The sequence below is a fragment of the Pseudoalteromonas sp. BSi20495 genome (assembly GCF_000241185.1).
GTDB lineage: Bacteria > Pseudomonadota > Gammaproteobacteria > Enterobacterales > Alteromonadaceae > Pseudoalteromonas > Pseudoalteromonas fuliginea.
Genome location: NZ_BADY01000203.1, coordinates 21,254 through 45,226, shown reverse-complemented (window position 1 = coordinate 45,226; position 23,973 = coordinate 21,254). Strand labels below are relative to the sequence as shown.

At 37.7% G+C, this 23,973-nt stretch carries 21 protein-coding genes and 1 pseudogene; 10 read left to right on the top strand and 12 right to left on the bottom strand.

Going from position 1 to position 23,973, the window contains the following annotated elements:
- Window positions 1-9: 9 nt before the first annotated feature.
- From P20495_RS00275 to ndk, 7 genes are all read right to left on the bottom strand, one after another.
- Complete coding sequence (locus P20495_RS00275) at window positions 10-630, bottom strand: tetratricopeptide repeat protein (protein WP_008139561.1); 621 nt, start codon at window positions 628-630, stop codon at window positions 10-12.
- A gap of 19 nt (window positions 631-649) precedes the next feature.
- Complete coding sequence (gene hisS, locus P20495_RS00280; protein ID WP_008139559.1) at window positions 650-1,930, bottom strand: histidine--tRNA ligase; 1,281 nt, start codon at window positions 1,928-1,930, stop codon at window positions 650-652.
- 396 nt (window positions 1,931-2,326) lie between these two features.
- Complete coding sequence (gene ispG, locus P20495_RS00285) at window positions 2,327-3,445, bottom strand: flavodoxin-dependent (E)-4-hydroxy-3-methylbut-2-enyl-diphosphate synthase (protein WP_008139556.1); 1,119 nt, start codon at window positions 3,443-3,445, stop codon at window positions 2,327-2,329.
- Between the two features lie 5 nt (window positions 3,446-3,450).
- Complete coding sequence (locus tag P20495_RS00290; RefSeq protein WP_007377439.1) at window positions 3,451-4,299, bottom strand: RodZ domain-containing protein; 849 nt, start codon at window positions 4,297-4,299, stop codon at window positions 3,451-3,453.
- Window positions 4,296-6,089: a type IV pilus biogenesis/stability protein PilW gene (pilW, locus tag P20495_RS00295; RefSeq protein WP_008139554.1), complete on the bottom strand. Its 1,794-nt coding sequence runs from the start codon at window positions 6,087-6,089 to the stop codon at window positions 4,296-4,298. Before pilW ends, P20495_RS00290 begins: the two co-directional genes overlap by 4 nt.
- A gap of 116 nt (window positions 6,090-6,205) precedes the next feature.
- Window positions 6,206-7,336 (bottom strand): bifunctional tRNA (adenosine(37)-C2)-methyltransferase TrmG/ribosomal RNA large subunit methyltransferase RlmN, encoded by a 1,131-nt coding sequence (locus P20495_RS00300; RefSeq protein WP_008139552.1) that lies wholly within the window; start codon window positions 7,334-7,336, stop codon window positions 6,206-6,208.
- A 168-nt stretch (window positions 7,337-7,504) separates the two neighbouring features.
- Complete coding sequence (ndk, locus tag P20495_RS00305; RefSeq protein WP_007377442.1) at window positions 7,505-7,936, bottom strand: nucleoside-diphosphate kinase; 432 nt, start codon at window positions 7,934-7,936, stop codon at window positions 7,505-7,507.
- Between the two features lie 216 nt (window positions 7,937-8,152).
- On the opposite strand from ndk, the gene yegQ reads away from it, so the two are divergent.
- On the top strand, window positions 8,153-9,538 hold the full coding sequence (gene yegQ, locus P20495_RS00310) for a tRNA 5-hydroxyuridine modification protein YegQ (RefSeq protein ID WP_008139549.1): 1,386 nt from the start codon (window positions 8,153-8,155) through the stop codon (window positions 9,536-9,538).
- 109 nt (window positions 9,539-9,647) lie between these two features.
- On the opposite strand, the gene P20495_RS22675 is transcribed toward yegQ, so the two are convergent.
- The 4 genes from P20495_RS22675 to P20495_RS00315 all read right to left on the bottom strand — a co-directional run bounded on the left by P20495_RS22675 (window position 9,648) and on the right by P20495_RS00315 (window position 11,163).
- Entirely contained in the window at window positions 9,648-9,917 is a 270-nt protein-coding gene (locus P20495_RS22675; protein ID WP_008139548.1) for a hypothetical protein, read from the bottom strand.
- Window positions 9,878-10,468, bottom strand: a complete 591-nt coding sequence (locus P20495_RS22670; protein WP_008139546.1) for a type II toxin-antitoxin system HipA family toxin — start codon at window positions 10,466-10,468, stop codon at window positions 9,878-9,880. Before P20495_RS22670 ends, P20495_RS22675 begins: the two co-directional genes overlap by 40 nt.
- 73 nt (window positions 10,469-10,541) lie before the next feature.
- Window positions 10,542-10,883: a HipA N-terminal domain-containing protein gene (locus tag P20495_RS22665; protein ID WP_008139545.1), complete on the bottom strand. Its 342-nt coding sequence runs from the start codon at window positions 10,881-10,883 to the stop codon at window positions 10,542-10,544.
- Window positions 10,870-11,163, bottom strand: a complete 294-nt coding sequence (locus P20495_RS00315) for a helix-turn-helix transcriptional regulator (protein ID WP_033016529.1) — start codon at window positions 11,161-11,163, stop codon at window positions 10,870-10,872. Before P20495_RS00315 ends, P20495_RS22665 begins: the two co-directional genes overlap by 14 nt.
- A 1,289-nt stretch (window positions 11,164-12,452) precedes the next feature.
- Here P20495_RS00315 and P20495_RS00320 point away from each other — a divergent pair.
- On the top strand, window positions 12,453-12,845 hold the full coding sequence (locus tag P20495_RS00320) for a hypothetical protein (protein WP_008139539.1): 393 nt from the start codon (window positions 12,453-12,455) through the stop codon (window positions 12,843-12,845).
- A gap of 197 nt (window positions 12,846-13,042) precedes the next feature.
- Window positions 13,043-13,510, top strand: coding sequence for a hypothetical protein (locus P20495_RS00325; RefSeq protein WP_242401509.1), 468 nt, complete (start codon window positions 13,043-13,045; stop codon window positions 13,508-13,510).
- A 291-nt stretch (window positions 13,511-13,801) separates the two neighbouring features.
- On the opposite strand, the gene P20495_RS00330 is transcribed toward P20495_RS00325, so the two are convergent.
- Window positions 13,802-14,680, bottom strand: a complete 879-nt coding sequence (locus P20495_RS00330) for a hypothetical protein (protein ID WP_008139535.1) — start codon at window positions 14,678-14,680, stop codon at window positions 13,802-13,804.
- A gap of 809 nt (window positions 14,681-15,489) precedes the next feature.
- Between P20495_RS00330 and P20495_RS00335 the strand changes: the two genes are divergently transcribed.
- The 7 genes and pseudogenes from P20495_RS00335 to P20495_RS00355 all read left to right on the top strand — a co-directional run bounded on the left by P20495_RS00335 (window position 15,490) and on the right by P20495_RS00355 (window position 23,725).
- A complete protein-coding gene (locus P20495_RS00335; protein WP_008139534.1) occupies window positions 15,490-15,699 on the top strand; it encodes a hypothetical protein in 210 nt (69 codons plus the stop codon).
- Between the two features lie 536 nt (window positions 15,700-16,235).
- Entirely contained in the window at window positions 16,236-16,595 is a 360-nt protein-coding gene (locus P20495_RS00340; RefSeq protein WP_033016525.1) for a hypothetical protein, read from the top strand.
- A gap of 31 nt (window positions 16,596-16,626) precedes the next feature.
- Complete coding sequence (locus tag P20495_RS22180) at window positions 16,627-17,370, top strand: hypothetical protein (RefSeq protein ID WP_008139530.1); 744 nt, start codon at window positions 16,627-16,629, stop codon at window positions 17,368-17,370.
- A gap of 188 nt (window positions 17,371-17,558) precedes the next feature.
- Window positions 17,559-18,144 (top strand): annotated as a pseudogene (locus tag P20495_RS00345) (type I restriction endonuclease); the annotation flags it as partial.
- 195 nt (window positions 18,145-18,339) lie between these two features.
- Window positions 18,340-20,031, top strand: coding sequence for a hypothetical protein (locus P20495_RS00350; protein ID WP_008139526.1), 1,692 nt, complete (start codon window positions 18,340-18,342; stop codon window positions 20,029-20,031).
- A gap of 43 nt (window positions 20,032-20,074) precedes the next feature.
- Window positions 20,075-22,402 carry an McrB family protein gene (locus tag P20495_RS21160; protein WP_008139524.1) on the top strand — a complete coding sequence of 776 codons (2,328 nt, stop codon included), beginning with the start codon at window positions 20,075-20,077 and terminating at the stop codon, window positions 22,400-22,402.
- A gap of 9 nt (window positions 22,403-22,411) precedes the next feature.
- Window positions 22,412-23,725: an McrC family protein gene (locus tag P20495_RS00355; RefSeq protein WP_008139521.1), complete on the top strand. Its 1,314-nt coding sequence runs from the start codon at window positions 22,412-22,414 to the stop codon at window positions 23,723-23,725.
- Window positions 23,726-23,973 lie beyond the last annotated feature (248 nt).

Below are 23,973 nucleotides of genomic sequence, written 5' to 3'. Positions count from 1 at the left end.
CCTAAAACCTTAAGCCGCTGGGCTAGTTACTGCTAGGTCATCTAACTTAACTTGTAATAGTGGGTTACTGGTTAATCCACCTGCATCTACAGCTGCTTGATAAGCAGTGCGAGCATGATCTTTATTACCTTGCTGAGCGTAAATATCGCCTTTAAGCTCGGCAACGTTTGCGTTAAATGCTTCTGGTAATGGTGCATTTAATGTATTTAATGCATCGTCATATTTAGTTTGTGCAATTTGAATGCGGGCTAAGCGTGTAATAGCAATTGCTTTTAGTTCTGTATTTTGCACATTAGATACGATCCAACTCAGTTTTTCGCTTGCTACATCTAACTTTTGCGCATCTACAGCATCTTTAGCAGCAACAAATGCGGCTAATGTTGCATAGTTTGTGTCTTTATTTTCGCTGATAAACGTATCTGCTGAAGATAATACATCATCACCTTCAACAAGCTTAGTGAAAGAGTTTGATGCTTTCTCAGCTGTTGTGATTTGGTTTTGGTTATACGCTTTCCAGCCATACAAACCACCCAAGCCAACAACTATACCTAGTGCAAGTGAAACGCCGTTTTCACGGAAAAAACGTTTAATGGCTTCTGCTTGTTCTTCTTCTGTTGAATGTATATCCATGTTTACCTCTAATGTCAGCTTAGCCGTTAATAAGCTCAGCTAATAGCGTTTTAGCTTGTTCTAATTCTAATGTGACTTGTTCTTTACGTTCACGTAAGTACTTTATAGTCACAACGCCTTTTTCTAATTCATCTTCACCGATAATAACAGCAACAAGTGCATCGCTTTTATCAGCACGTTTTAATTGTTTTTTAAAGTTACCGCCGCCAGCATGTACCATAACACGTAAACCGGCTACGTCACGACGTAGTTCAGAGGCTATAATAGGTGCTTGAATACTTGCTTTGTCGCCCATCGCTGCTAAATATACATCAGCATTGCGACGAATGTCACCCACACACTCAATAGCCTGTAGCAATAATACTAAACGTTCTAGGCCCATTGCAAAACCAACCGCTGGGGTTGCTTTACCACCTAGTTGCTCAACTAAACCATCGTAACGACCGCCTGCACAAACAGTGCCTTGTGCGCCTAAACTGTCGGTTACCCATTCAAATACGGTACGGTTGTAGTAGTCTAAACCACGTACTAATTTTTCATTAACCGTGTATGAGACGCCTGCAGCGTCTAAACGTTCACATAAATTTTCAAAATGTTCTTTTGATTCAACATCTAGGTGCTCAGATAATCTAGGTGCGTCGGTTAATATGGCTTGTACATCTGGGTTTTTGCTATCAAGTACGCGTAATGGGTTTGAATACATACGACGTTTTGAATCTTCATCCAGCACATCTATGTGTTGTTCAAGGTAAGCTACTAATGCATCACGGTAATCGGCGCGCGCTTCGTTAGATCCTAATGAGTTAAGCTCTAAGCGTACGTGCTCAGTAATACCAAATGCTTCCCATAGTTGCGCTGTTAATAAAATAACTTCGGCATCTATATCGGCTGTGGCAATACCAAATGTTTCTAAACCAAATTGGTGAAACTGGCGGTAACGACCTTTTTGCGGGCGTTCATGGCGAAACATTGGTCCCATATACCAAAGACGCTGCTCTTGGTTATATAATAATCCATTTTCGTTACCTGCGCGCACACATACAGCGGTGCCTTCAGGACGCAGTGTTAATAAGTCGCCATTGCGATCTGCAAAGGTGTACATTTCTTTTTCTACTATATCGGTTACTTCACCAATAGAGCGTTTAAATAAGTCGGTTGATTCTACAATAGGAAAACGAATTTCTTGATAACCGAACGATGCTACTGTCTCGCGTAAAATGCTTTCTACTTTCTGCCAAACTTGTGTGTCGCCTGGCAGACAATCGTTCATACCGCGAACTGCCTGAATTTGTTTTGCCACTGATAAATCCTAAATGCTGTTTATGTGTAATAAAAAATGCTTACACAACAAGAATGCTAAAAATTGACCCGCTATTATATACCCAAACTACCCCAAGATGCGACTTTCAGTTGGAATTAAAAGCGATTTAGGCAAGGCATTGATTGCAAATAATAGAGGTTCTATTGTTAAAATCAATAACGCAGTATAAATCGCTTTAAAACCAACCCATTGGGCGGTTCACAGGCACTTACTCTCATCGTTGTTACTTTTTAAGAGCGATTGCCATACTTGCAAAGTAACGCCTTGATATTAAATCCCTGTGAAACGCTGAGTTCTGTATTTTGAGGTGGTTTGGGTATCCACTTGCTATAAAGGTCAACGGCAAACAGCGTTGTTTGCCACTAAATACGGTATTTATTCGACTATTTTTATGTCGATAGGTGTTTGGTTTTGCTTTTGGGCTATAAAGTCACGTACATAACCTTCGAGTTGTTCAACAATATTATTGTTATCGATACGTGCTTTTTGACGCTCGCCATTAATATATAAGCCAGAACGACGGTTTGCACCCGCAAGACCTATATCACTAACGAGTGCTTCACCTGGGCCATTTACAACACAACCAATTACCGAAACCGATACAGGCTCAATAATATCTTCAAGGCGTTCTTCAAGCTGGTTCATGGTGCTAACTACATCAAACTCTTGGCGTGAGCAGCTAGGGCAGGCAATAAAGTTAATACCGCGTGAGCGTATACGCAGCGATTTTAAAATATCAAAGCCTACTTTGATTTCTTGTACTGGGTCGGCTGCAAGTGATACTCGTAGTGTGTCGCCAATGCCTTCAGCAAGTAACATACCTAAACCAACGGCTGATTTTACCGAACCTGAGCGCATGCCTCCTGCTTCGGTAATACCTAAATGCAGTGGTTGGTCTATTTCTTTAGCAAGTAAGCGATACGCACCAACGGCTAAAAATACATCTGATGCTTTTACTGATATTTTAAATTGGTCAAAATCAAGGCGGCGTAATATATCTACATGGCGCATTGCTGATTCTAATAAGGCTTCAGGTGTAGGCTCGCCGTATTTTTCTTGTAAGTCGCGCTCAAGTGAGCCGCCATTTACACCAATACGAATAGGAATGTTATGCTCGCGAGCTGAATCGACCACGGCTCTAATACGTTCTTCGCTGCCTATATTACCTGGGTTTATTCGTAGGCAATCTACGCCGTATTTTGCCACTTTTAAGGCTATACGGTAATCAAAGTGAATATCGGCTACTAAAGGGATAGTGACTTGTTCTTTAATACTTTTAAATGCATCTGCTGCATCCATTGTTGGCACTGATACACGCACAATGTCGGCACCGGCATCTTGTATTGCCTGAATTTGTGCCACGGTTGCATCTACGTCCATGGTATCGGTATTGGTCATTGATTGCACTGCAATCGGTGCACCATCACCAATAGGTACATTACCTACATTGATACGAGTTGATTTTCTGCGTTTAATTGGAGATTCTGAAAACATAGCGACTACTCTGCTAGTGGTAATTTAAATTTAGCTAAACGATTTTTAGGAAAAGCCGAAATGTCGATAGGCTCACCATCCAAGGTAATACTTACAACGTCATGCTTACCTAGTACAACAGAAAAAGGAGGAGTACCGCTAACCGTCATCTGGTAGCCTGCTTTTTTAACACCAAAAGCTACTTTTTCACCCTCACCGTCATAAACTTCAACCCAGCTTTCATCGTTAAAGTTCATCACGATTGTACTTATACCTGGTGTTTTATCCAGATCAGTAGTTACTGTTTCTACGGGTTGTTCTACTGAATCATTTAATGTTTCGCTTTGCGGTTGTACCGTTTTATTAGTATCTGCTTGTTGTTCTTGTTCAAAAAAAGGAGATTGTGCTGCTTGTCGCTCACTCATAATTGAGTTCTCAACATTAATATTACTTGTTTGTTCTTCAATTGGCGTGGCATTTTGCCAAAACCAAAGTGCAGACGAACCAATGACGATCGCTAAAATAATATAACTCACGAACATTAATCGGCTGTCATTGGCTTCTTTCTCCGTTCGGCGTGAAAAGCTTTGCATGTTCGCGGGTTTAGCCGGCTCAGGTGGGGCTGGCATCATAGCTAGAATAGGCGTGCAATCAACTTTTAATTCTCGGCAATAGTTTTTAATATAACCTTTTACAAACGTAATAGGACCGAGTAATTGAAATTCATCGTTTTCAAGACGCTTTATTTGTAGTTCAGATAGTTTTAACGGCTTAGCAATTGCTTCAATGCTCACATTCGCTTGCTCACGATGTGCTTTTAGTATTTGACCAACCGTTGGTTGTTCGCTCTGTGTTTGCGTATTGTCTTCATTCATAATGTGTATGAGTCTGGATCCACTAGTAAAAGTCTATGCCCTGGCGTAAGTGCTATGTCAGGACTTAATTTATTCCATCGCATTAATTGATCAATTAATACACGCCGCTGGGTAGCTATTTCGTAAAGGGTGTCGCCAGCTTTAATTTCGTAATAAACATTAGGATCGTTTAGGTAAATTTTACTTCCATTCATTACCCGATCCGACTCTTTTAAACCATTCCATTGTAGAAGTTTTTGTAGTTTAACATTGTATCGCACCGAAATGCTAAATAGGTTTTCACCGAATTGAATTACATGAAATGGGATGCTTAAAGTTGGTACTTTAGGGTTAAGCATTGGTGGTTCAATGTGTTCACTTGCCTCATAACTCTTAAACTGTATGTCATTATTATTTTGGCGACTACTTTCAGCAAACACGTTAGTATCTTTCGTTGCAGTGTAAAAAACAACATCAGAATCATTCTGTTCTATAGGAGCCTTTATTACAGGGGGAGTTTGCTGCGAATTAAAGTTTGCATCTTTAGGGGCGCCAAAAGAAATTATTTTAATGCTGTCATTTGGTTTAGTTAATGTTTTTTCGGCTTGTTTTTGTGATTTAGGTACTTGTGGAGCGGCGACCGTTTTTTGCATCGTATTAGTTAAATTATGACCAGTTGTTAAAGCAAGCATGATAGCCGATGTATCGGTTTTATTACTTGAACTAGTTACTGTTGGTGTCGTTTCTTTTTCTGAAATAGATGATGGGGGAGCGCTTGTATAAGTATTTCCTTTATTAATTGGATTAACAGTACTTGCAATAACTGAACTTGCATTATCCATTTGAGTTTGGGGTGCTAAACTTATGCGTTTGTTATCGTTGGTAACTAAGCTTGTTGAATTATCTCTAGCAATGTGTTTTTTCCGGGTGATTTTTATTTTTGGTTTAACACTAATTTGTCCACCATTACTTGTTTCTTGTAATTCATCAAGTTTAGCTTTTCGGTATTTTTCTCTTAAAATTTCAAATTCGCTTAACCGTACTTTTTGCTCTCGAATTACGTATGCTTCATTACTCGTTGGGTAGGTCTGTGAAATAGTGGTCGCAATTTTTTCTGCATCTTCTATTTTACCCATTCGATTTTTTATTAAATAGTTAAGCATTAAAGCCCGAGATGAAACTTTGCCTGTATCGTCATAACGCTTTAAAAGCTCACTTGCTTTGTGTAAATCACTTTTAGCATAAAACAGTGCAGCTAAACTGATTAAAGTAGACGTTCTTTGCGAGCTGTGGTTCATGGCTTGTTTAAAATAACTTTCAGCATTATCAAAATCGTTAAACTCAATGGCACATAAAGCTAAATTTTCGTAGCTTTCTGCAACACGAATGTAGCTAGGGATTTCTATTGCTTTTAAAAATTGATCAGTGGCTCGGTCGTATTCATTTATACCACATAAAAATACACCGTAGTTATTTAAGGTATTTGGATCGTCTGGTTTTATGGCGAGTGCTTTTTGGTAGGCTTTATCGGCCAGTGTATTTTCACCAACTTGTTGATAGTAATAAGCTAGAGAGTAATGAACCTCTGGTAAATTTGGTGCAAATTCGGCTGCACGCTCTAGATTATATTTAGCCTGAGAATTATTGCCTGTATTTAGGTATTGTAATGCTAGAGCAATGCGCGTTCGCGCTGCGCCTATATTATTAATTTTATTTTCGACGACGGGTTTGTCACTGCCGTTATAACTATTTTCGGTTACACACCCGCTTAGAGCGAGTGCCGACATAGTTAAAGCAAGTAAAGATCGCATTACCTTATCTCTGTATTTTAATCCATATCTTCTATCTTACCTAAAAGCCTTTATGTTGCATCATATATTTAAAAATAAACGAATTAATATAAAGGCTTTAAGTATTTTACTAAAAGTTATGCTTGATGAATGTTTACAGTAATCGCATTATCATCACGCATTTTCTTTTTAGCTAAGCGCTTAGTACGATCCACTACATCACCCACTAATTGTCCACAAGCTGCATCAATATCGTCCCCTCGAGTACGACGAACAATACAGGTAACGCCGGCTGCTTGTAATACCTTTGAAAAGCGATCAATACGGCTGTTACTTGAGCGAGTGTACTCATTACCTGGGAACGGGTTAAACGGAATAAGGTTTACTTTAGATGGTGTGCCTTTTAACGTTTGCACGAGTGCATGCGCCTGATCGGTGCTGTCGTTAATACCGTTAAGCATAACGTATTCAACGGTTACGTCTTTATTAGCTTTTGAACCGTCGATATAACGACGACACGCGGCTAAAAATTCTTCAATAGGGTACTTTTTATTAACGGGCACTAAAATGTCACGCAGTGCGTTATCTGGTGCATGCAATGAAATAGCCAGTGCTACGTCAATTTTCTCTTTTAGTAAATCAAGTGCAGGTACAACGCCTGACGTACTTAATGTTACGCGGCGCTTAGATAAACCAAAGCCCCAATCGTCCATCATTAGTTCCATTGCTGGCACTACGTTTTTAAGATTAAGTAAAGGCTCACCCATACCCATCATCACAACGTTAGTTACTGGGCGCTTTTCGCTATGGCCATCAAGGCCTATATCTTTAGCTACACGCCAAACTTGGCCAATGATTTCAGATACTTTTAAGTTACGGTTAAAGCCTTGTTGAGCAGTAGAACAAAAAGTACATTCAAGCGCACAACCAACTTGTGATGATACACATAAAGTAGCGCGTTCTTTTTCAGGGATCCAAACAGCTTCTACTTCTTGGCCGCCTTCAAGAATAAGTGCGTACTTAATAGTACCGTCGCTTGCTTGTTGGCGAACGGTGATTTCTGGTGCAACAATTTCGCACTCAGCTTTAAGCTTTTCTTTAAGCTTTTTATTTACGTTGGTCATTTCGTCGAAGTTATCTACGCCAAAATGATAAATCCATTTCATCACCTGGTCACTACGAAACGGTTTTTCACCGAACGATGCAAATAGCTCGCGCATTGCATCTCGGTTTAAATCTAATAAGTTAATCTTTTTTTGCTCGGTCATGAAACAACCTCAATCGGTGACGGTGGAGATAAAATTTACGAGGACGAATTGTACACAATTCACTCACTTTAATCATTAAGTAAAACATTATTAGTTTACTGATTAATACTTTACGTAATGACTAAAAAAGGGCCCGAAAGCCCTTTTCAATATGTTAACGAATTCGAATTAACGAGTACGTGAACAAAGCTCTTCGTCAGCGAAGAAGTACGCGATTTCGCGAGCAGCAGATTCAACAGCGTCAGAGCCGTGAACAGCATTTTCGTCGATGCTATCAGCGTAGTCTGCACGTAAAGTACCAGCTAGTGCTTCAGCAGGGTTAGTAGCACCCATGATTTCACGGTTTTTAAGAACAGCGTTTTCGCCTTCAAGAACGGTAACCATTACTGGACCAGATGTCATGAAAGATACTAAAGCACCGAAGAAAGGACGTTCGCTATGTTCAGCGTAGAAACCTTCAGCTTTCTCTTGTGAAAGGTGAACCATTTTTGCTGCAACGATTTTAAGGCCAGCAGATTCGAAACGGTTGTAGATAGCGCCAATGTGGTTTTTAGCTACTGCATCAGGTTTTACGATTGAAAAAGTACGTTCTAAAGCCATCTTTATGCTCCAATAATTTTAAATAAAAGTGTGAATATTAACGGGCGCGAATTATACGCGTTTTAAGTGAAAAATCCTAATTTTATTAAAAACCAGTTTGATTGCAGTTTTGTGATCTTGATCAAAAGCACAATGCTTGGCGGATTTATAATGCCGCGCTCGTAAATTAATTAATCATGCAACCGACTTATACTCGGTTCGATGTATGGAGCGCACATGTCACCCATTATTTCTTCAACGCCTTTTACTCCTGAACTATTATGCCCTGCAGGCACTTTAAAAAACATGCGCTACGCGTTTGCTTATGGCGCAGATGCGGTTTATGCGGGGCAACCCCGCTATAGTTTGCGTGTGCGCAATAATGAGTTTGACCTAGACACGCTGCAAATTGGTATTAGTGAAGCACATGCGCAAAATAAAAAGTTTTATGTGGTGTCTAATATTGCGCCGCATAACGCGAAAGTAAAATCGTATTTACGTGATATAGAGCCAGTTATAGCAATGAAACCCGATGCGCTGATTATGTCAGATCCTGGTTTGATCATGCTGGTTCGTGAAAAATGGCCGGCGATGCCTATTCACTTATCGGTGCAAGCAAACGCCGTTAACTTTGCAAGTGTGCAGTTTTGGGCGAAGCAGGGCATTGAGCGGGTTATTTTATCTCGCGAGCTCTCGCTTGAAGAAATAAAAGAAATACGCACGCTTTGCCCAAATACTGAGCTTGAAGTATTTGTACATGGCGCACTGTGCATGGCGTATTCAGGGCGTTGTTTGCTCTCTGGTTATATAAACAAACGCGACCCAAACCAAGGTACCTGTACCAATGCATGCAGATGGGATTACGATGTTAAGCCAGGTGTTGAGAACGAAACCGGCGAAATGGTGCATAAAATTGATCCCAAACAGGTTATTCCTACATTAGGTGAAGGCGCGCCGAGTAACGATGTATTTATGTTAGAGGAGCAAGGCCGCCCAGGCGAATACATGCCTGCGTTTGAGGATGAACACGGCACGTATATTATGAATTCCAAAGATTTACGCGCTGTACAATATGTAGAGCAGCTCACAAAAATGGGTGTACATAGTTTAAAAATAGAAGGGCGTACTAAGTCATTTTATTATGTGGCGCGCACTGCACAAGTTTATCGCAAAGCAATAGACGATGCGGTTGCAGGCAAGCCGTTTGATGCGGATTTATTTAAAACATTAGAAAACTTAGCGCACCGTGGTTACACCGAAGGCTTTTTAAAACGTCACGCCCATCAAGATTACCAAAATTACGAGTATGGTCACTCTGTATCAACTAAGCAGCAATTTGTGGGTGAAGTACTTGGGCGCTGCGAAAATGGCTTAGTTGAAATAGACGTTAAAAATAAATTTTGCACAGGCCACTCTTTAGAGCTAATGACGCCAAAGGGAAATATTAGTTTTGTGCTTGAATACATGGAAAACAAAAAAGGCGAAAGTATTAGCGATGCTAAAGGCTCTGGTCACATTGTAAAAATACCGCTAGATGAGGGCGTTAACTTAGCGCACGCTATTTTAATGCGTAACCTAGATGCACACCAAGATACCCGAAATCCGTTTAAACAAGCAGTTTAAGGGGTATAAGTAACACCAAAAATCGGTATTTTGGTGTTACTTCATAATCTATTTTAACTACCCGTTAAATGCTTATTCATGGCGTACGTATTATTAAGCTGTTGCTCTATTAAGCTAATCGTTTTTTATTTACGTCGAGTGTTTTAGCGGTGTCTTTAAAGTTTAAAATAATCTCCGCTATTTCAGATATTATAACTTGTACTTGTTTCCAGTTTGCATAACCTGCTGCAGAGGCCAGCTTTTGAATCGCTTTTAGTGGCGGGTTTTTTCCAAATCCAGCAAACGAAGTAGCATGCTCGTTAAAAGGGTGTGGACTAAAAGTGACATCATAAAAAGGCGCTAAATCCCACTCACCAGAATCTTCTTGTAAAAAGCCCATTTTTTACTGTGGTCGTCTTGGTTACAGCTAAATAAATTAAACATAGCCCGACGAAATTGTAATTGCCCCGCAGCAGGTGATTTGCATAAAACACGGCTCGCTTTAATTAAATCCTCATAATCTAATGTAAGTGTACGAAAATCAGCATCTAGCAAGCCACATGCACTATGCATATGTTTGCAGCCCATTTTATCACCCGTTAATTTAAACCTATCGAATCGCTTTAAGGCAAGCCATTGCTTTGCACCGGTCCCTTCTGGGGCGGGTACCAGTAATCGTTGAGGTGGGTTTAATCCCGCTTGTTCAGCTAAATCCAAATACACAGCTTCACATAACCCTTTCTCATGTCCTAAAGCGAGGTTTTTGGATGTGAATTTGATTAACCAAGCATCATCGCCTGTTTTAGGTTTTGTCCTACATTCTTGTATATTATTGTCAGGAAAATAAATTTGAGCTTTAGGGCGTGCACCGCCGGAGCTGCCAGCAGCCACTAACGCAGAAAGTACTTTTTCTGTCTGCCCGTCAAATATTGCTTGGGCTTGTTGACCCAATGTAGCAAGACCAGCGTCATCGTCATTTGTGCCATCATAATGAGTTTCAGGTGTAAACGATAATGCCCCATAGCTAAATGGCCAACAAAAGATAGCGGTCCATTTGGGTCACAAAATTAGGCATTATATTATTTTTTCTGAATACACGGTCCTGTAGTAGTAACCCCCACTCATCAGGTAAACAATCAGAAAAGACCCCATGCAATCCATTATGTGGGCTTTTGGGTGCTAATTGAACATCTCTATTGAAGGCGAGTGAGAATGGCGAAAGATTACCATATGTGTCTAAATAACTTTGGTCGAACTGAAAGTAAACACCTTGCCTATTTTGAGCAAGTACGCCCACCATTAACTCTGTTGAGTCTGACAGTGTACGTTTTACTTCTAGCTTTTCTATGGGTTTAATAAAGGCCATTGTTTAATTCCTGAACAATAGGCGTTGGCGCATTCTTGCCTTGAGTTGGCGCTTGTGTTAAGTCATATAAACGAGTTAAATCGTCGAGTGTTTGCCACAAAAGCAATAGCTGCCTAAACGAAATAAGCCCTGTAACCTCAAACTTTTTTATTGTAGAAGCCGGTACTGTGCTTTTTTTAGCTAACGCCTCGCGTGACATTTTTGCTTTTTTGCGACGTTCTTTTAGGTGCTCAGCAAAAGTCAGCTGCACATCACCTTCGCTTAATAATAAATAATTAATAACAGAACCTCGCGAACTTGATTGGGCATTACTGTGTCCAAAATTGCTTTTTTATGAGCGTAATGGATATTATAGTGTCCATTTTTAGTTATAAAGTTAATGATTGAATGCGAGTTACCCAATGTAATTTTTATTGATTGAGATCAACAAGAAAACGCAGAATAAAATGCATAATTTACGGCTGCAAATTTATGCTAGAAGTACTAGAGGTTAGAGAGTGGCTTTACTAATTAACAGCAAATGCATTAACTGCGATAGTTATAAGGTTTCCAATTAAAGTCTTTAAAAACAGCTCGTTACTTTGTCGTGCTATAGCTTGTGCTACGATTTTACGTAACTCGTCAGCACTTAGTTAGTATCTTAAAAACAGCCTTAAAAGGCAAATTGTATTAACTACAAAATTAAAAACACAAACTACCATAACCTTTGAATCGATATTATTTAATAACGCTTTAATACCTGTGCGATAGACGTTGGCGCATTCTTGCCTTGAGTTGGCACTTTTGTTAAGTCATATAAACGAGTTAAGTAGTCGAGAGATTGCCACAAAAATAATAGCAGCCTGAATGAAATGAGCCCAGTAACTTCAAACATTTATCGTAGAAGCAGGTACCGTACTTTTTTTAGCTAACGCTTCGCGTGACATTTTTGCTTTTTTGCGACGTTCTTTTAGATGCTCTGCAAAAGCTAGCTGCACATCACCTTCGCTTAATAGTAGGTAATTAACAATATACGTCCCAATAAAAGAGACACAGCTGTATCTAAAATGGATTTAAAATAAGATTAATGGATACAATAGTGTCTATTTTTTGCGAGTAAAGCGTTTGAGATGTGTTAATGCCAAGCAAAGTCGATACCGGCTAACCTCATTTAGGATCCCTACACAATAAAATATAAATCAAATTAAAAGCTTAAAAAATTAAAACGCACATTAGCGTTTTTACTCCTCACCATAATGTGCTTTTTAGGGATCATTAAGCTGCATTTAAGGTCTTAAAGTGACTTATGGGTCACTTTAACTACCTTAGGTTATACTCAAAAAGTTAAGTGTTTTTTACTTAATCTACTTTCTTAGTTTTTTTAATAAGCTTAATTAGAATTATCGTAAGCACAGCAGCTGGTAATAACCATATAAAATCACTCATCTAAAATTCTCAATATTTGAAATAGTAACTTAACATTAATGTTTTTGAGGTGTTTTGCAAATTTAAGTCGTTTATCTATTAACTTTCAATTTTTCTCCTGACTTATGCCTAGTTAGCTTTAGGACAAATTAACTAGGAAAAACCATGAAAGAACAAAAATCACCGTTTATACGCCAATATGTACGCGCTAGTAAATCACCGTGGGAAGATGCTTCCACCATTTTACTATTAGCTGATGTTATTGATAAGCAAACACTAGAACTAGGTTTCACCAATTACATTTATTTACACCGAGATAGCATGGGGAGTGTGCTGGGTATTAGTATTTCTCAACAGTTATTAGCTGCTAATCCTGAGTTCTCAGAGCGGTATTTGGAGGGTATTGAAATGTATGCCTTTTTACTCATACATATTGAAGACATAACGCACTTCTGCAATTTATTTTCTGCAGAATTTGAGCAACTGTTTATGCTAAAACCAAATGCGTTTTTTGCAGCTGCAGAAGACAGTTGGTTACGGTTAATAGAAAGCTCATAAACTCTGGCGAGCCTTTAGGCTCGCTTTTTATTTTTAAAGGTTCTGATCCAATTGTGTTTTAAATAAATAATTTAAATACCCTAAAAAATCACTATTTCTCCCTGGGAGTGCCTATTTAACAGTAGCCTCACAATAAGAGGAGTAAATAATTATTAACGGACAATAATTATTAAGTTAATTTTAAATAAGGAAATTCTATGACTTGCAGATATACCTCTACTCTAGACATTCTCACCCTGTTAGAAGATGTCAAAACGGTTGTTAGGGATAACGATCATAAAATAAACAAACTCATGCTAAGCGCAGATAACCCTAACTTTAAAGGCTTTTGGGCTATTGTAGAGCCTCAAGTTTTTAATAAAAAACATCTTAATTATCGTGGCGTAAAAGTTCTGATATATAAACTAATGATTTGTTTAATAAATGATGTACACCAACCCGTACCAGCATATCCTGATTACGATGACGAGTTTTATGAAGAGCCAGAGCAAGCATTTAGTGATGCGCCAGAAGAACACTTTGATTCAGTTTTTGATAGCAAGTTTGAGGAGGAATTTGAAGAAGACTATAAAAATGATATTGAAAATGAATTTGTTGACGAGTTTGAACAAGATCGTATTGATCGTAATATCCAAGATGCAATAAACAGTCTTCTAAATAAATAATAAAGGACAAATATAAGTTATTTTAATAATAGAATAACTGCCTAATCATTACCCCTAAAATATGCCATGAGTCATTATTTGCAGGCTCACTGCTTAAGCTGGAATCTGGTTTAAGCAGCTCAATCTCATTAATGGAGATTACACCTCTAGGGGAAGGCGTGATGCAAATATAGCGCCTTGTTATTACTTCACAAAAGCGTGTATTTAATAATAATGTTGGCAAGGCTTTAAATAGGCCAAAAGCAAAGGGGGAATGGATTACTATCCATTCCCCCTTTGCTTATCTATTGTTTATTCATAAAACATTTCATTAATTTCTTCACATAATTTAGTACGGTATATTATAGAGGCTCGCAGCAGCTCAGCATCACTTTCACTGAGAAGTGGTGCTCGCGTTTTTTTATTAAAACGCTGTGGCATCTCCTCAAATAACTGTTCGTGGAGTCGTTTAATGTCATCAAAAATTTTGACCGACTGAGAGAATAAAAAAATCTTACTGTAATCGCGTTTTTTTAACGAGGCCAAATATTTTAGCAAAATGACCTGCCGTGCCGTTTTATTTTTAAAAGAGTGCTCCACCTCAATAGCGGCTATTGAGCCATCAGGAAGTTGCACAGCGCCATCCACAGTTCTTGCAGCGGATAGGCTGTTAATTCGTTGAAATTCAGGCTCGGTAATGAATCCACTCCACATTGGCGCATATGTTTCATCACTGTGATAATTGTGTATACCGCGCAGCATGACAAATGCGTTTATAAGATTATGTACTACATTATTTTGATTGAACTGCAGAGCAGGGTTTTTATTACTCCTAAAATATACGTCGATGCCCATTAATTCCTCGGCAAATTTGGCAGCAGTATAGGTAGGAACATAGACGCGTCCGTTTGGACTGCGGTGTGTTTTTACCACACGCAGTAAACTGTCCTTTTCAAGTCGGTTCAAATGCTCTAATGCGAGGCGATGATTGATGCCATATAACCAACGAACAATGCTTGGTGTAACAATGGAAAACCGAATTGCAATTAAAACGGTTAATCGTGTTCGGTTTACCCCTTTTTGATGGTTATTTGCGCCTGGATAATACCGCATATCAATATCAAAATAGCGAGGGTAGTGAGTATGAAGGGTGTTGTTCGTTTCCAAATTTATTGATGGTTGTTGTGTCATTTTCTAAAATCTTTCTGGCTAGTTAATTAGTAAAATTAACTAGTACCGCAACACAAAAATTATCATCATTTTAAAATTAAATTGCCGTTTTTCATTCCGAGAAGCTTTAACAGCATGCACGTAATGATTGTTGCGATAATAATCGCAACAAAAGCCGCTTTCAGCGGATGGCTTCTCAACTTCGTTGTTTAACCATAGGGACTAAAACGCCCGTCAGCTCTGGTGTTGCTCCGCAACGAGCTGACTCGACGCGCTATCGCGCTAGCGTTTTAGACCCCGCGCGAATGTACGAGCTACGCTCCGTACTAACCGCCATACTGCCGCTTCAGACAATGCGATGGGTGCCCCATTATCCGCATTTTTCTTCGCTTTTATTTTCTACGAAAATAGATGGTTCGATATCAATTTGTGCCAAATTGATATCGAATTTCGCTGATGCGAAACACTATCGCGGTTAGTACAGACCAGCTGTACATTCGCGCGACTCCACACATTTCCGGCTTCGCCTCCAATGTATTACGCGAGCTATTGGTCTCATTCTGAGACGCTCTTTTTTCATTTTTTCGTGCCGAAAAATGCGTTTTAATAACGTCTTTCAGACAAAAACAGCCTTAAAATTAAACTTATTAATGAACTTTTTAGATAAAGAGGAAAGGGTTTTTCCTTAATAAAAATTAGGTGGAGTAAGGGAAGGGCGAGTAACTTAATTCAAACTTTTTGTTGCTGAGCTGCGCAGTCAAACAAGTTTGATTTTTATCACGAAATCATTAAATTTGAAAGCAGAAATTAATGATTAATAAGGTTAAAAAATGAAAAATAATGACGCTAATGATATTGCTATTAATCCAACAACAGGATTACCTATCACAAATGCGAGCGCTAATATTGTAGATGTTGGCGGCAATGTAGTGGGCCAATCTAATCGAGTAATGACCGTTTATGAAATTGAAGAATCGATAGCGGACTCTATAGGAGATGATTGTTTTGATGCATTTGAACCGTTCGATGATGGTTTTTAATGCCCAAAATTTTGAAAGCTATTAGTCGATATCGAATAGAAATCATCTATTCGACCATTGTTTTTGGTGGCTCAGCGGTACTTTCTTTCCTGTACCAATCAACTCAAAATTTTGCCTGGTTTATTACGCTGACCTTATTCTGTACCAAGATGGCTATTGGCATAATCAACTACGAGAAATATTGCCAAAGTAATAAGCATAGTATGAAAGCTATGCTGCTATATTTGTTATTTAAATTTGTATAACCCTCGTTTATTTGTCCTAAACGCAAAGCGCCTAATTCTAGGGCGCTTTTTTAGTTTTATAAGTATTTAAGTACTTTTAAATTGCTCAGATTCACAAACTATGGGTGGTAAAAGGGATCTTAAAAATACAACTTCTTTATCATTTAAATAAAAAGGTGTCATCCGGACTAAAAAGTCTGCTGCCTGGTATTAGGTTTATGACAATAATATTCATGAAAGAAGTATGTAGGTTTTTATAACTCTGGTAGTATTTTCAGTTTGACAGCTTTTAGTTTATGAGTGGAATGAGTAATGGATTACAGAAAGATGAAATTGAAGATTGTTGTAAGTGTATTGTGTTTATCTGGGTGCAGTGAGTTTGATGACGAAGCAATGACGTTCTTAAGATGTGGGATTGCAGCCAATGAACTAGATCAGCATCAAGCGATCGATAGAATAAATGATAAGATGGGGTTGTTTTTTAAAGAAGAAAAGTTATATATATCAAGCAGAGATGCAAGTTACATGGGTGCTGAGATTCGTAATGAAGAAATGCAGCTTTATAGAAAAAATGCATTAGCTCAATATGCTACTCTAGTTGAAGTCTATAATTCGTCCGAATGCGTTGACTTACATGAAGGCGAAGAGATTAATATACCGTTTGAATATTAATTAAGTTATTTATAATCAAGGTCTTATTTTTATGGATAGTTATAAAGTTACTTTTAAGGGTCAGCTTACAGAAGGGGTTGAGCGGGATAAAATAGGACTTTCACTAACAAAATTTCTTAAATTACCTGAATCTAAAGCAGAATTACTTTTCAATGGAAAGACATATATTATCAAAAAAGGGCTTAATTTAGAGAAAGCTAAATTAATACAAAAGAAGCTTAAGTCGGTAGGTGTAATAACTAACTATTCAAAAGAAGAGAATAAGCAGCCCCCAAATAAGTTACCGGAAAAGACTGAAAAAGTTTCAGATGTTTTGCCTATTGATAAAGACTTTGCAGTTGAACCGATAATGAATGACAAAATCTGCAAATATTGCGGAAGTGAGCTAGTTAAAGCAGATAAGAATAATTTTAATCTAAATTTGATAATTCAAATTTTGTCAAATGGAGGCTATTTAAGGCATCTTGGTATTTGTTTTACGTTATTTCTTTTTCTAGCAATCATAGGTGTTTTTTCTTCTAATATTTCTTTTGGTTTTTGGGCTTGGCTGTCATTCATTATTGTTATGCCAATAACTGTTTCTATTGGCTCATACATAGGAGGGCTTTTCTTAAAATTTGTAAAGCCAAATTTGTACTTTACTTCAGGTGTGATGGATGCGTTACAGAAAAGAGTTTTTTGGACTGTTGGACCTCAGTTTATAGGTGGCTTTATAGGTTACATGATTGGTAATGGCTTTATTATAAATGTATTAGGATTTACCCAATTTCTATGATTTATCAAGTTCTTACTTCAATGGTCGAGCTTTAAAATATAGACTATTAATTTTTAATAATACTCTGGTTCTAACGCTAATCTTTGCTTATTAACCGTATTTTATATAGCATCACTAAACAGCATGAAACACGTTGAATCAACGAGTTGTGCGCACTCATGGCGTAGTATTTAGGGATGGTTTAAGTTATGGATAAAAGAAAGCTCAGCGAAACTGATATAATCAGTAAGTTTATTCTACCCGCAGTTAAAACCGCAGGATGGGACGACATAACTCAAATACGCCAAGAGGTTAAACTACGTGACGGTAAAGTAATCGTACGTGGGCAACTTGGTGTACGTAAAACGGTTAAATCGGCTGACATAGTGCTTTACCATAAACCCAGTATGCCGCTTGCTGTCATTGAAGCTAAAGCGAATAAGCACGAAGTAGGCAAAGGTCTTCAACAAGGCTTAGACTATGCCAGGCTACTCGATGTGCCGTTTATATTTGCCTCCAATGGCGATGGCTTTATATTCCACGATAAAACCAAGCTAGGTACGCCTGATGCGCACAACCTTGAAACCGAAATACGCTTAGAAGACTTCCCATCACCTCAAGAACTTTGGGCTAAATATTGCGCTTACAAAGGCTATACAGAATCGCAACTCTCTATAATAAACCAAGCTTATTATGATGATGGCAGTGGTAGACACCCGCGTTACTATCAGCTCCAAGCGATAAATAAAACAGTAGAGGCTATATCGTCAAGTAAAGACCGTGTACTCCTAAGTAGTTCCATGAAAAATGTATCAAGAGAACAAATTAGGAGCTTAGCTGTTGCCCTATCGCCACAAAAGGAGCAACACCGCATCGTTACTAAAGTCGATGAATTAATGACACTTTGTGACCAACTTAAAGCTCGTTTAAACGACGCGCAAACTACTAAACTTCACTTCACCGACGCCATAGTCGAACAGGCTTTATAATATGCAATTAGCTACTTTTTTAAGAAATACAATTTTAGGTGATGATGCAGAGGGGCGTGCTACTGAATTTGTTAAAGTGCCAAAGAATAATAGTAAAGAAGGTCTTATTTCTATTTCGTTAGAAAGAGGTAATTTCCTATCTTATATCATTTGGCCTATGAATACATTTCACATCATAGCTCGAATGCTTGATACATTTGATGTGTATCAAAACGTAGTATCTTTAAAAAACTATAGTGAATTACCCTATAGAGGCTCAACAGGAAGGCATGACCGAACGTGGCGTGAATCTATATTATTAAATAAAAGTGAAAAAACAATAGAAGTAACCGACCGGTTTTATGAGCTTTTGTACAATTTATTTAAGAGTTCTAATGCAAGCCAACAAGTTAGCGATTTACTCAAGAACCGAACTTATTTTAGTGAGTTAATAGAGTTATTTAATGCAAGCGATAGTTGTGCATTTAATATCAAAAATACTTTATTTTCAGAGGTGGCACCTGCATATATTGCAGCCCAAGTTAAAAAGCTAGCGCGCTCAGAAAGTTCAGCCATATTGAGCTTTTCAAATTGCAATTCCAGTTACGGAAGTGTCCATTACAAAACCCACACACCACAAGCAGGTATATCCTTAAATAGTTTGAGCCACGATTTAGCTTATATAAAAGCAGGTGTAGAGATAAACTCACTACCCCAAAAAGTCGAATACAAAAATGAGCAAAAAGACTTTAATATTTTACTTTTGCCTTGGCCATTGAAAGTAGAAGATAATTTCTTCAATACAGCTGTAAAACCACTATTACAAATGGATGATGAATTTGGGTTCTTTTCATATTCTAACTTAGAAGTAATCACAGCAAAAAAGATTATATATGCAATGAAGGGCTCCAATAGCCCTTTAGATCTTGTTGTAATACCAGAGTGTTCAATTGATAGTGAAAATAAGCAAACTATTATTTCAGAATTAGGTAGTTATTTTAAAAACAAGCATGTAACAGTTCCGACATTTATATTTGGCGTTTTTACGAAAGGAACAGAGGATAGATACGGTGAGAATAGCTTATCTGTATTAGTTTGGAACGAAAGCACGAGTTGCTTTATTGAGGAGACTCAACAAAAGCATCATCGCTGGGCTATTGATCAGCAACAAGTAAGTAATTATGGCTTGCAGAATATATTCGAAGATAAAAAAGTAAAGTGGTGGGAAGACTGTTTAATTGGATCTAGGAAATTACTTTCATTTGAAAAAAGCTCAACCCATATATGCCCATTAATATGTGAAGACTTAGCGAGACAAGAGCCGATCTCCGGTGTGCTGAGGTCATTAGCCCCTCACCTAGTTGTTGCTCTTCTTTTAGATGGTCCTCAACTTAAAAGTCGCTGGCCAGGGCATTACTCGCACACATTAGTCGATGAGCCAGGTAGTAGTGTCCTTACTATTTCACCTTATGGGATAGTTGAACGCTCTACAAATGGTGGTGAGTTTCCTAAAAGTAACGTGATCTCTTTATGGAGCGAGCCCAATAAAACTGTAGAAATCGGGTTAGATGATGAAAAGGCAGGTATAGTTTTAACGCTAGTAAAGGAAGAATCGAAGCAATGGACTGCAGATGGCAGATTAGAACCAAAGAAAAGGCTGACATATAAAGATCATCGGTCTATTGGGTCTGCGAATGAGTTATCTGAAAAATAATTAAAACCTCTAATTACTTAATATCATTTTAAAAAGGAATTATATGCCAACCTATAATAAATATAACTTCAATGGAGAGCAGTTAGGTAAAGCACCACTTATTTTAGCGGTAATGAAAGAGTATGTTGAAAATAATAACCCAACGTATGACCAACTGAAACAAGACTTCCAAGAAATCGAAAAAAATAGAAGTAAAAGTAAGCCCCTATACATAACTCCGCAAGAATTAGAAGAAAGAAAAAAGCATAGTAAAGATAAAAGAAAGCGATTTTTTGAGTCTGATACAGAGGCTTTAACTCTAGGTGATGGCACTCGAATTTTTATCAGTAACCAATGGAGCATCGATGGTACTGAAAAAGTCATTCGCTTTGTCAATTCTAAGTTTGATTACGGTATTACTGACGTTATTGAGCATAAGTCTATAAATGATTTATATAAAGATTACCTCAAAAAGCCTAATAAAGGTTGGATCTCTGATTATGAGCGCTTTAGTGCAGAAGTTAAGCAAAATATAGATACTACTCCTAATCGATATAGTGCTGGTTTTATAAATGAATTATGGAAGCTTGATACAAATGGTATTACTGGAGTTAAACCTGGGGCACTAAGTGACATTGAGTTTAATAAACTTTTAGATGATTTACCTAAAATTACAGCTTTAATATTTAAAGATCCCTCAGCGGATACATTAAAAGAAGTTTATGAGTGGGCGGAAAAAGCTAAAACAGTAGGTAAGCTAAAAACTATTAAATGGAGTGTAATTCACAGAGTATTTTCGGCTGCAGATACTCAAACATATAGTACTATTTTGAATGTGGATGATTTAAAGTTTTTTGCTAAATTATTAAATGAGAGCTTTTCTCTGGGTGTTAAAAGAAATAGCAATTGGTCTGAGTTAAATAAAGAAATTACGGCTAAAATTAAACAAGCAGTAGAAAATGTTGGAGATACTATTACCTTTAATACATTTATCTGGTGGTTGTTTGAAAAGCTAAGAATTGAAAGACAGGATGAGGGCTTATATATCGATGAAGACGAAACGGATCCTTCAAGGACTACTGAACGAAACCAAGTTAAACAAAAAGCAGTAAACCTTATTTATTATGGCCCACCTGGTACTGGTAAAACATATACCCTTCAAAAGCTTTTAAAAGAACAATACACAGAAAAAGGAACATCTGAAGAGCTAGGGGTTTGGTTGAATAATAAATTAAGTGATTTGAGTTGGTTTGAAGTGATTACACTTATTTTACTTGATATAGATGAACAAGTACAAGTAACAGATATTGTGGATCATGAGTACTTTATCAAGAAGTTAGCGCTTAACGGTAGAACTGCGAACATACGCCAGACAGCTTGGGCTGCTTTGCAAACTCATACCATTCAAGACTCAGAAACTGTTAAGTACGCCAAGCGCATTGAACCACTAATTTTTAACAAAGATAAAGATAGTAAGTGGACTATTGTTGATAAAGAACATGAACTAATCGCTAGTTATAAAGAGCAACTAAATGAGCTTAAGGCAGGTCCCCCTGTCGAAAAAGAAATAAAGCGCTTTGAGTTTGTGACTTTTCATCAATCTTATGGATATGAAGAGTTTATTGAGGGTTTAAGGCCAGTTACTAACGACGATGGCGATATAAGTTACGTTGTGAAGCCTGGTATTTTAAAGCGCCTGTGCAAGCGTGCGGAGGCTGATTCAAACCATCAATATGCGCTAGTGATTGATGAAATTAACCGAGGCAATATTAGTAAGATATTTGGTGAGTTGATAAGCCTTATAGAAATAGATAAACGTGCTGGTGAAAAGTATCCACTTACAGTTACTTTACCATACTCAAACTTACCTTTTTCGGTACCTAACAACCTCGATATTATTGGCACAATGAACACGGCTGACCGCTCTTTAACGCATATAGATATAGCGTTAAGACGGCGATTTGAATTTATAGAGCTGAGAACTGACTACTCTTTATTAAGCGATAATGTGGATGGTATTAACTTAAGGAAGCTCTTATTCACTATTAACAAACGGATAGAACTTTTATTAGATAGAGAGCATATTATTGGCCACGCTTTATTAATGAAAGTAAGTAATAAAGCGGATCTTAAAAAAGTATTTATCACTAATATTATGCCGCTATTGGAAGAATACTTTTTTGAAGATTGGGACAAAATTAAGCAAGTATTTAATGATAACGGGTTTGTTTCTGAGCTCAAAGATGCTCATACAATTTGGCTTGGTGACTCTGATGAGTATGCAGGCAACTCTTACTATGTAGACCGTAAAGCCTTTGACAAGATTGAAAACTATACAGCTGTTTATCAAAACATAAATGATGAAAATTTTGATGAAATGAAACAGAACTAAGGAGGGTTTATGCGTACATGGTCTGTTTATGAGTTTTCTCGCTTGTATAAAAGTAATATTACTAAATATGAGAGTGATCATTTAAACCTAGAACACTCTAAATTTGAAGCGCTTAAACAGTTACTAACTTGCAGTGAGGCAGACCATGATAAGTTATTTAGGTATGGCTTTGAAAGACGGCAAGAGGTATTAGTTTGCCAAAATTACGTTGGTGTAATTTGCTTACCTTGCGGCGATCAAATTGAAATATTGCCTAAAACACATCGGACAAGCGTACACGGTGGGAGTAATGAAAGTATTAGCAGGAACCGCTCCAACCTCATAAAGCTGTTAAAGGCAACGCGATATTTACCAGGTAAGGTTGCTGACAATGCATCGTTAGATATGGCGAAAATGCCGTTACTTGATGTATTTATTCAATTGTTTTTGCGTGAAATAAGCTTATTAATTAAGCGTGGTGTGGCAAGGCAGTATGAAACGCACGAGAGTAATGAACCTTTTATAAAGGGTAGAATACTGGTTAGCCAGCAAATCAGACATAACTTAGTTAATAAACATCATCACTTTATAGCCTTTGATGAGCTAACGACTAACCGCCCTGAAAACCGATTAATTAAAAGTGCTTTGCTCTGGTCGCTCAAGCGCGTGACAGCAAAAACGCAACATCTTTGCAGGGAGTTACTATTTCATTTTGAAGAAGTAACAAGCTCAAAAGCTATATGGCAGGATCTCAATGCTTGGCAACGAGGCAGGCATTTATCTCACTATGAAGCGATTAGACCGTGGATCGAGATGATTTTTAAAGATCAAAGCCCTACATCGGTTAACGGTTCAAAAAGTATGCTGTCTATATTATTTCCTATGGAACGTGTATTTGAGGATTACGTACCAATTTGTCTGAAAAAACAATTTCAAAATTATGACATAAAAACACAAACCCGCAGTCAATACTTAATAAGCCATACGCCTAGCGACAGTAAAAAACGCACTAATGATGGCAAGCTTTTCCAATTAAAGCCTGACTTACATATTCAAGCAGAAAATAAATTAATTATTGGTGATACAAAGTGGAAGGTGATTGATGAAAACTTACCTAACAAAAAGTATGGAATAAGTGAGGGCGACATATACCAGATGTTGGCCTATAACCAAACTTACCAGAAGGGTGAATTAGAACCCGCAGTGATTTGGCTTATCTACCCTATGACTGCTAAGTTTTTAAAGCCCTTGCCTGATTTTATTTTTAATAACGGGCTTACACTCAAAGTATTACCATTTGATATTGATAAGTCGGAGTTAGCTGAAAAAGCAGCTGATAATTAATGGTTAATATTGGCTTAACAGTAAGCGTTACTGAATTTAAGCTTAAAACTTGGTCATATAACCTGCTTTTTTAGTTGTTTATCATTGTTTTTTTGCTTATCACAGTTGATTTATATACTATCTCGCCACGACTAAAGTATTGCTTTATTTTAGTTGTGGATGGCGAAAGGGAACGTAAAGATTTTATGGATAAAAGCCGAGCAGTACTGCCAAACCCCCACTGTTAATTTTATACCTCTTTATGATTC

Excerpts from the sequence above, each read along its gene's own strand:
- P20495_RS00275 (WP_008139561.1), bottom strand. The coding sequence starts at position 630 with ATGGATATACATTCAACAGAAGAAGAACAAGCAGAAGCCATTAAACGT.
- ispG (WP_008139556.1), bottom strand. The coding sequence starts at position 3,445 with ATGTTTTCAGAATCTCCAATTAAACGCAGAAAATCAACTCGTATCAAT.
- P20495_RS00290 (WP_007377439.1), bottom strand. The coding sequence starts at position 4,299 with ATGAATGAAGACAATACGCAAACACAGAGCGAACAACCAACGGTTGGT.
- pilW (WP_008139554.1), bottom strand. The coding sequence starts at position 6,089 with ATGCGATCTTTACTTGCTTTAACTATGTCGGCACTCGCTCTAAGCGGG.
- P20495_RS00300 (WP_008139552.1), bottom strand. The coding sequence starts at position 7,336 with ATGACCGAGCAAAAAAAGATTAACTTATTAGATTTAAACCGAGATGCA.
- ndk (WP_007377442.1), bottom strand. The coding sequence starts at position 7,936 with ATGGCTTTAGAACGTACTTTTTCAATCGTAAAACCTGATGCAGTAGCT.
- yegQ (WP_008139549.1), top strand. The coding sequence starts at position 8,153 with ATGTCACCCATTATTTCTTCAACGCCTTTTACTCCTGAACTATTATGC.
- P20495_RS22675 (WP_008139548.1), bottom strand. The coding sequence starts at position 9,917 with ATGGGCTTTTTACAAGAAGATTCTGGTGAGTGGGATTTAGCGCCTTTT.
- P20495_RS22665 (WP_008139545.1), bottom strand. The coding sequence starts at position 10,883 with ATGGCCTTTATTAAACCCATAGAAAAGCTAGAAGTAAAACGTACACTG.
- P20495_RS00320 (WP_008139539.1), top strand. The coding sequence starts at position 12,453 with ATGAAAGAACAAAAATCACCGTTTATACGCCAATATGTACGCGCTAGT.
- P20495_RS00325 (WP_242401509.1), top strand. The coding sequence starts at position 13,043 with ATGACTTGCAGATATACCTCTACTCTAGACATTCTCACCCTGTTAGAA.
- P20495_RS00330 (WP_008139535.1), bottom strand. The coding sequence starts at position 14,680 with ATGACACAACAACCATCAATAAATTTGGAAACGAACAACACCCTTCAT.
- P20495_RS00335 (WP_008139534.1), top strand. The coding sequence starts at position 15,490 with ATGAAAAATAATGACGCTAATGATATTGCTATTAATCCAACAACAGGA.
- P20495_RS00340 (WP_033016525.1), top strand. The coding sequence starts at position 16,236 with ATGGATTACAGAAAGATGAAATTGAAGATTGTTGTAAGTGTATTGTGT.
- P20495_RS22180 (WP_008139530.1), top strand. The coding sequence starts at position 16,627 with ATGGATAGTTATAAAGTTACTTTTAAGGGTCAGCTTACAGAAGGGGTT.
- P20495_RS00350 (WP_008139526.1), top strand. The coding sequence starts at position 18,340 with ATGCAATTAGCTACTTTTTTAAGAAATACAATTTTAGGTGATGATGCA.
- P20495_RS21160 (WP_008139524.1), top strand. The coding sequence starts at position 20,075 with ATGCCAACCTATAATAAATATAACTTCAATGGAGAGCAGTTAGGTAAA.
- P20495_RS00355 (WP_008139521.1), top strand. The coding sequence starts at position 22,412 with ATGCGTACATGGTCTGTTTATGAGTTTTCTCGCTTGTATAAAAGTAAT.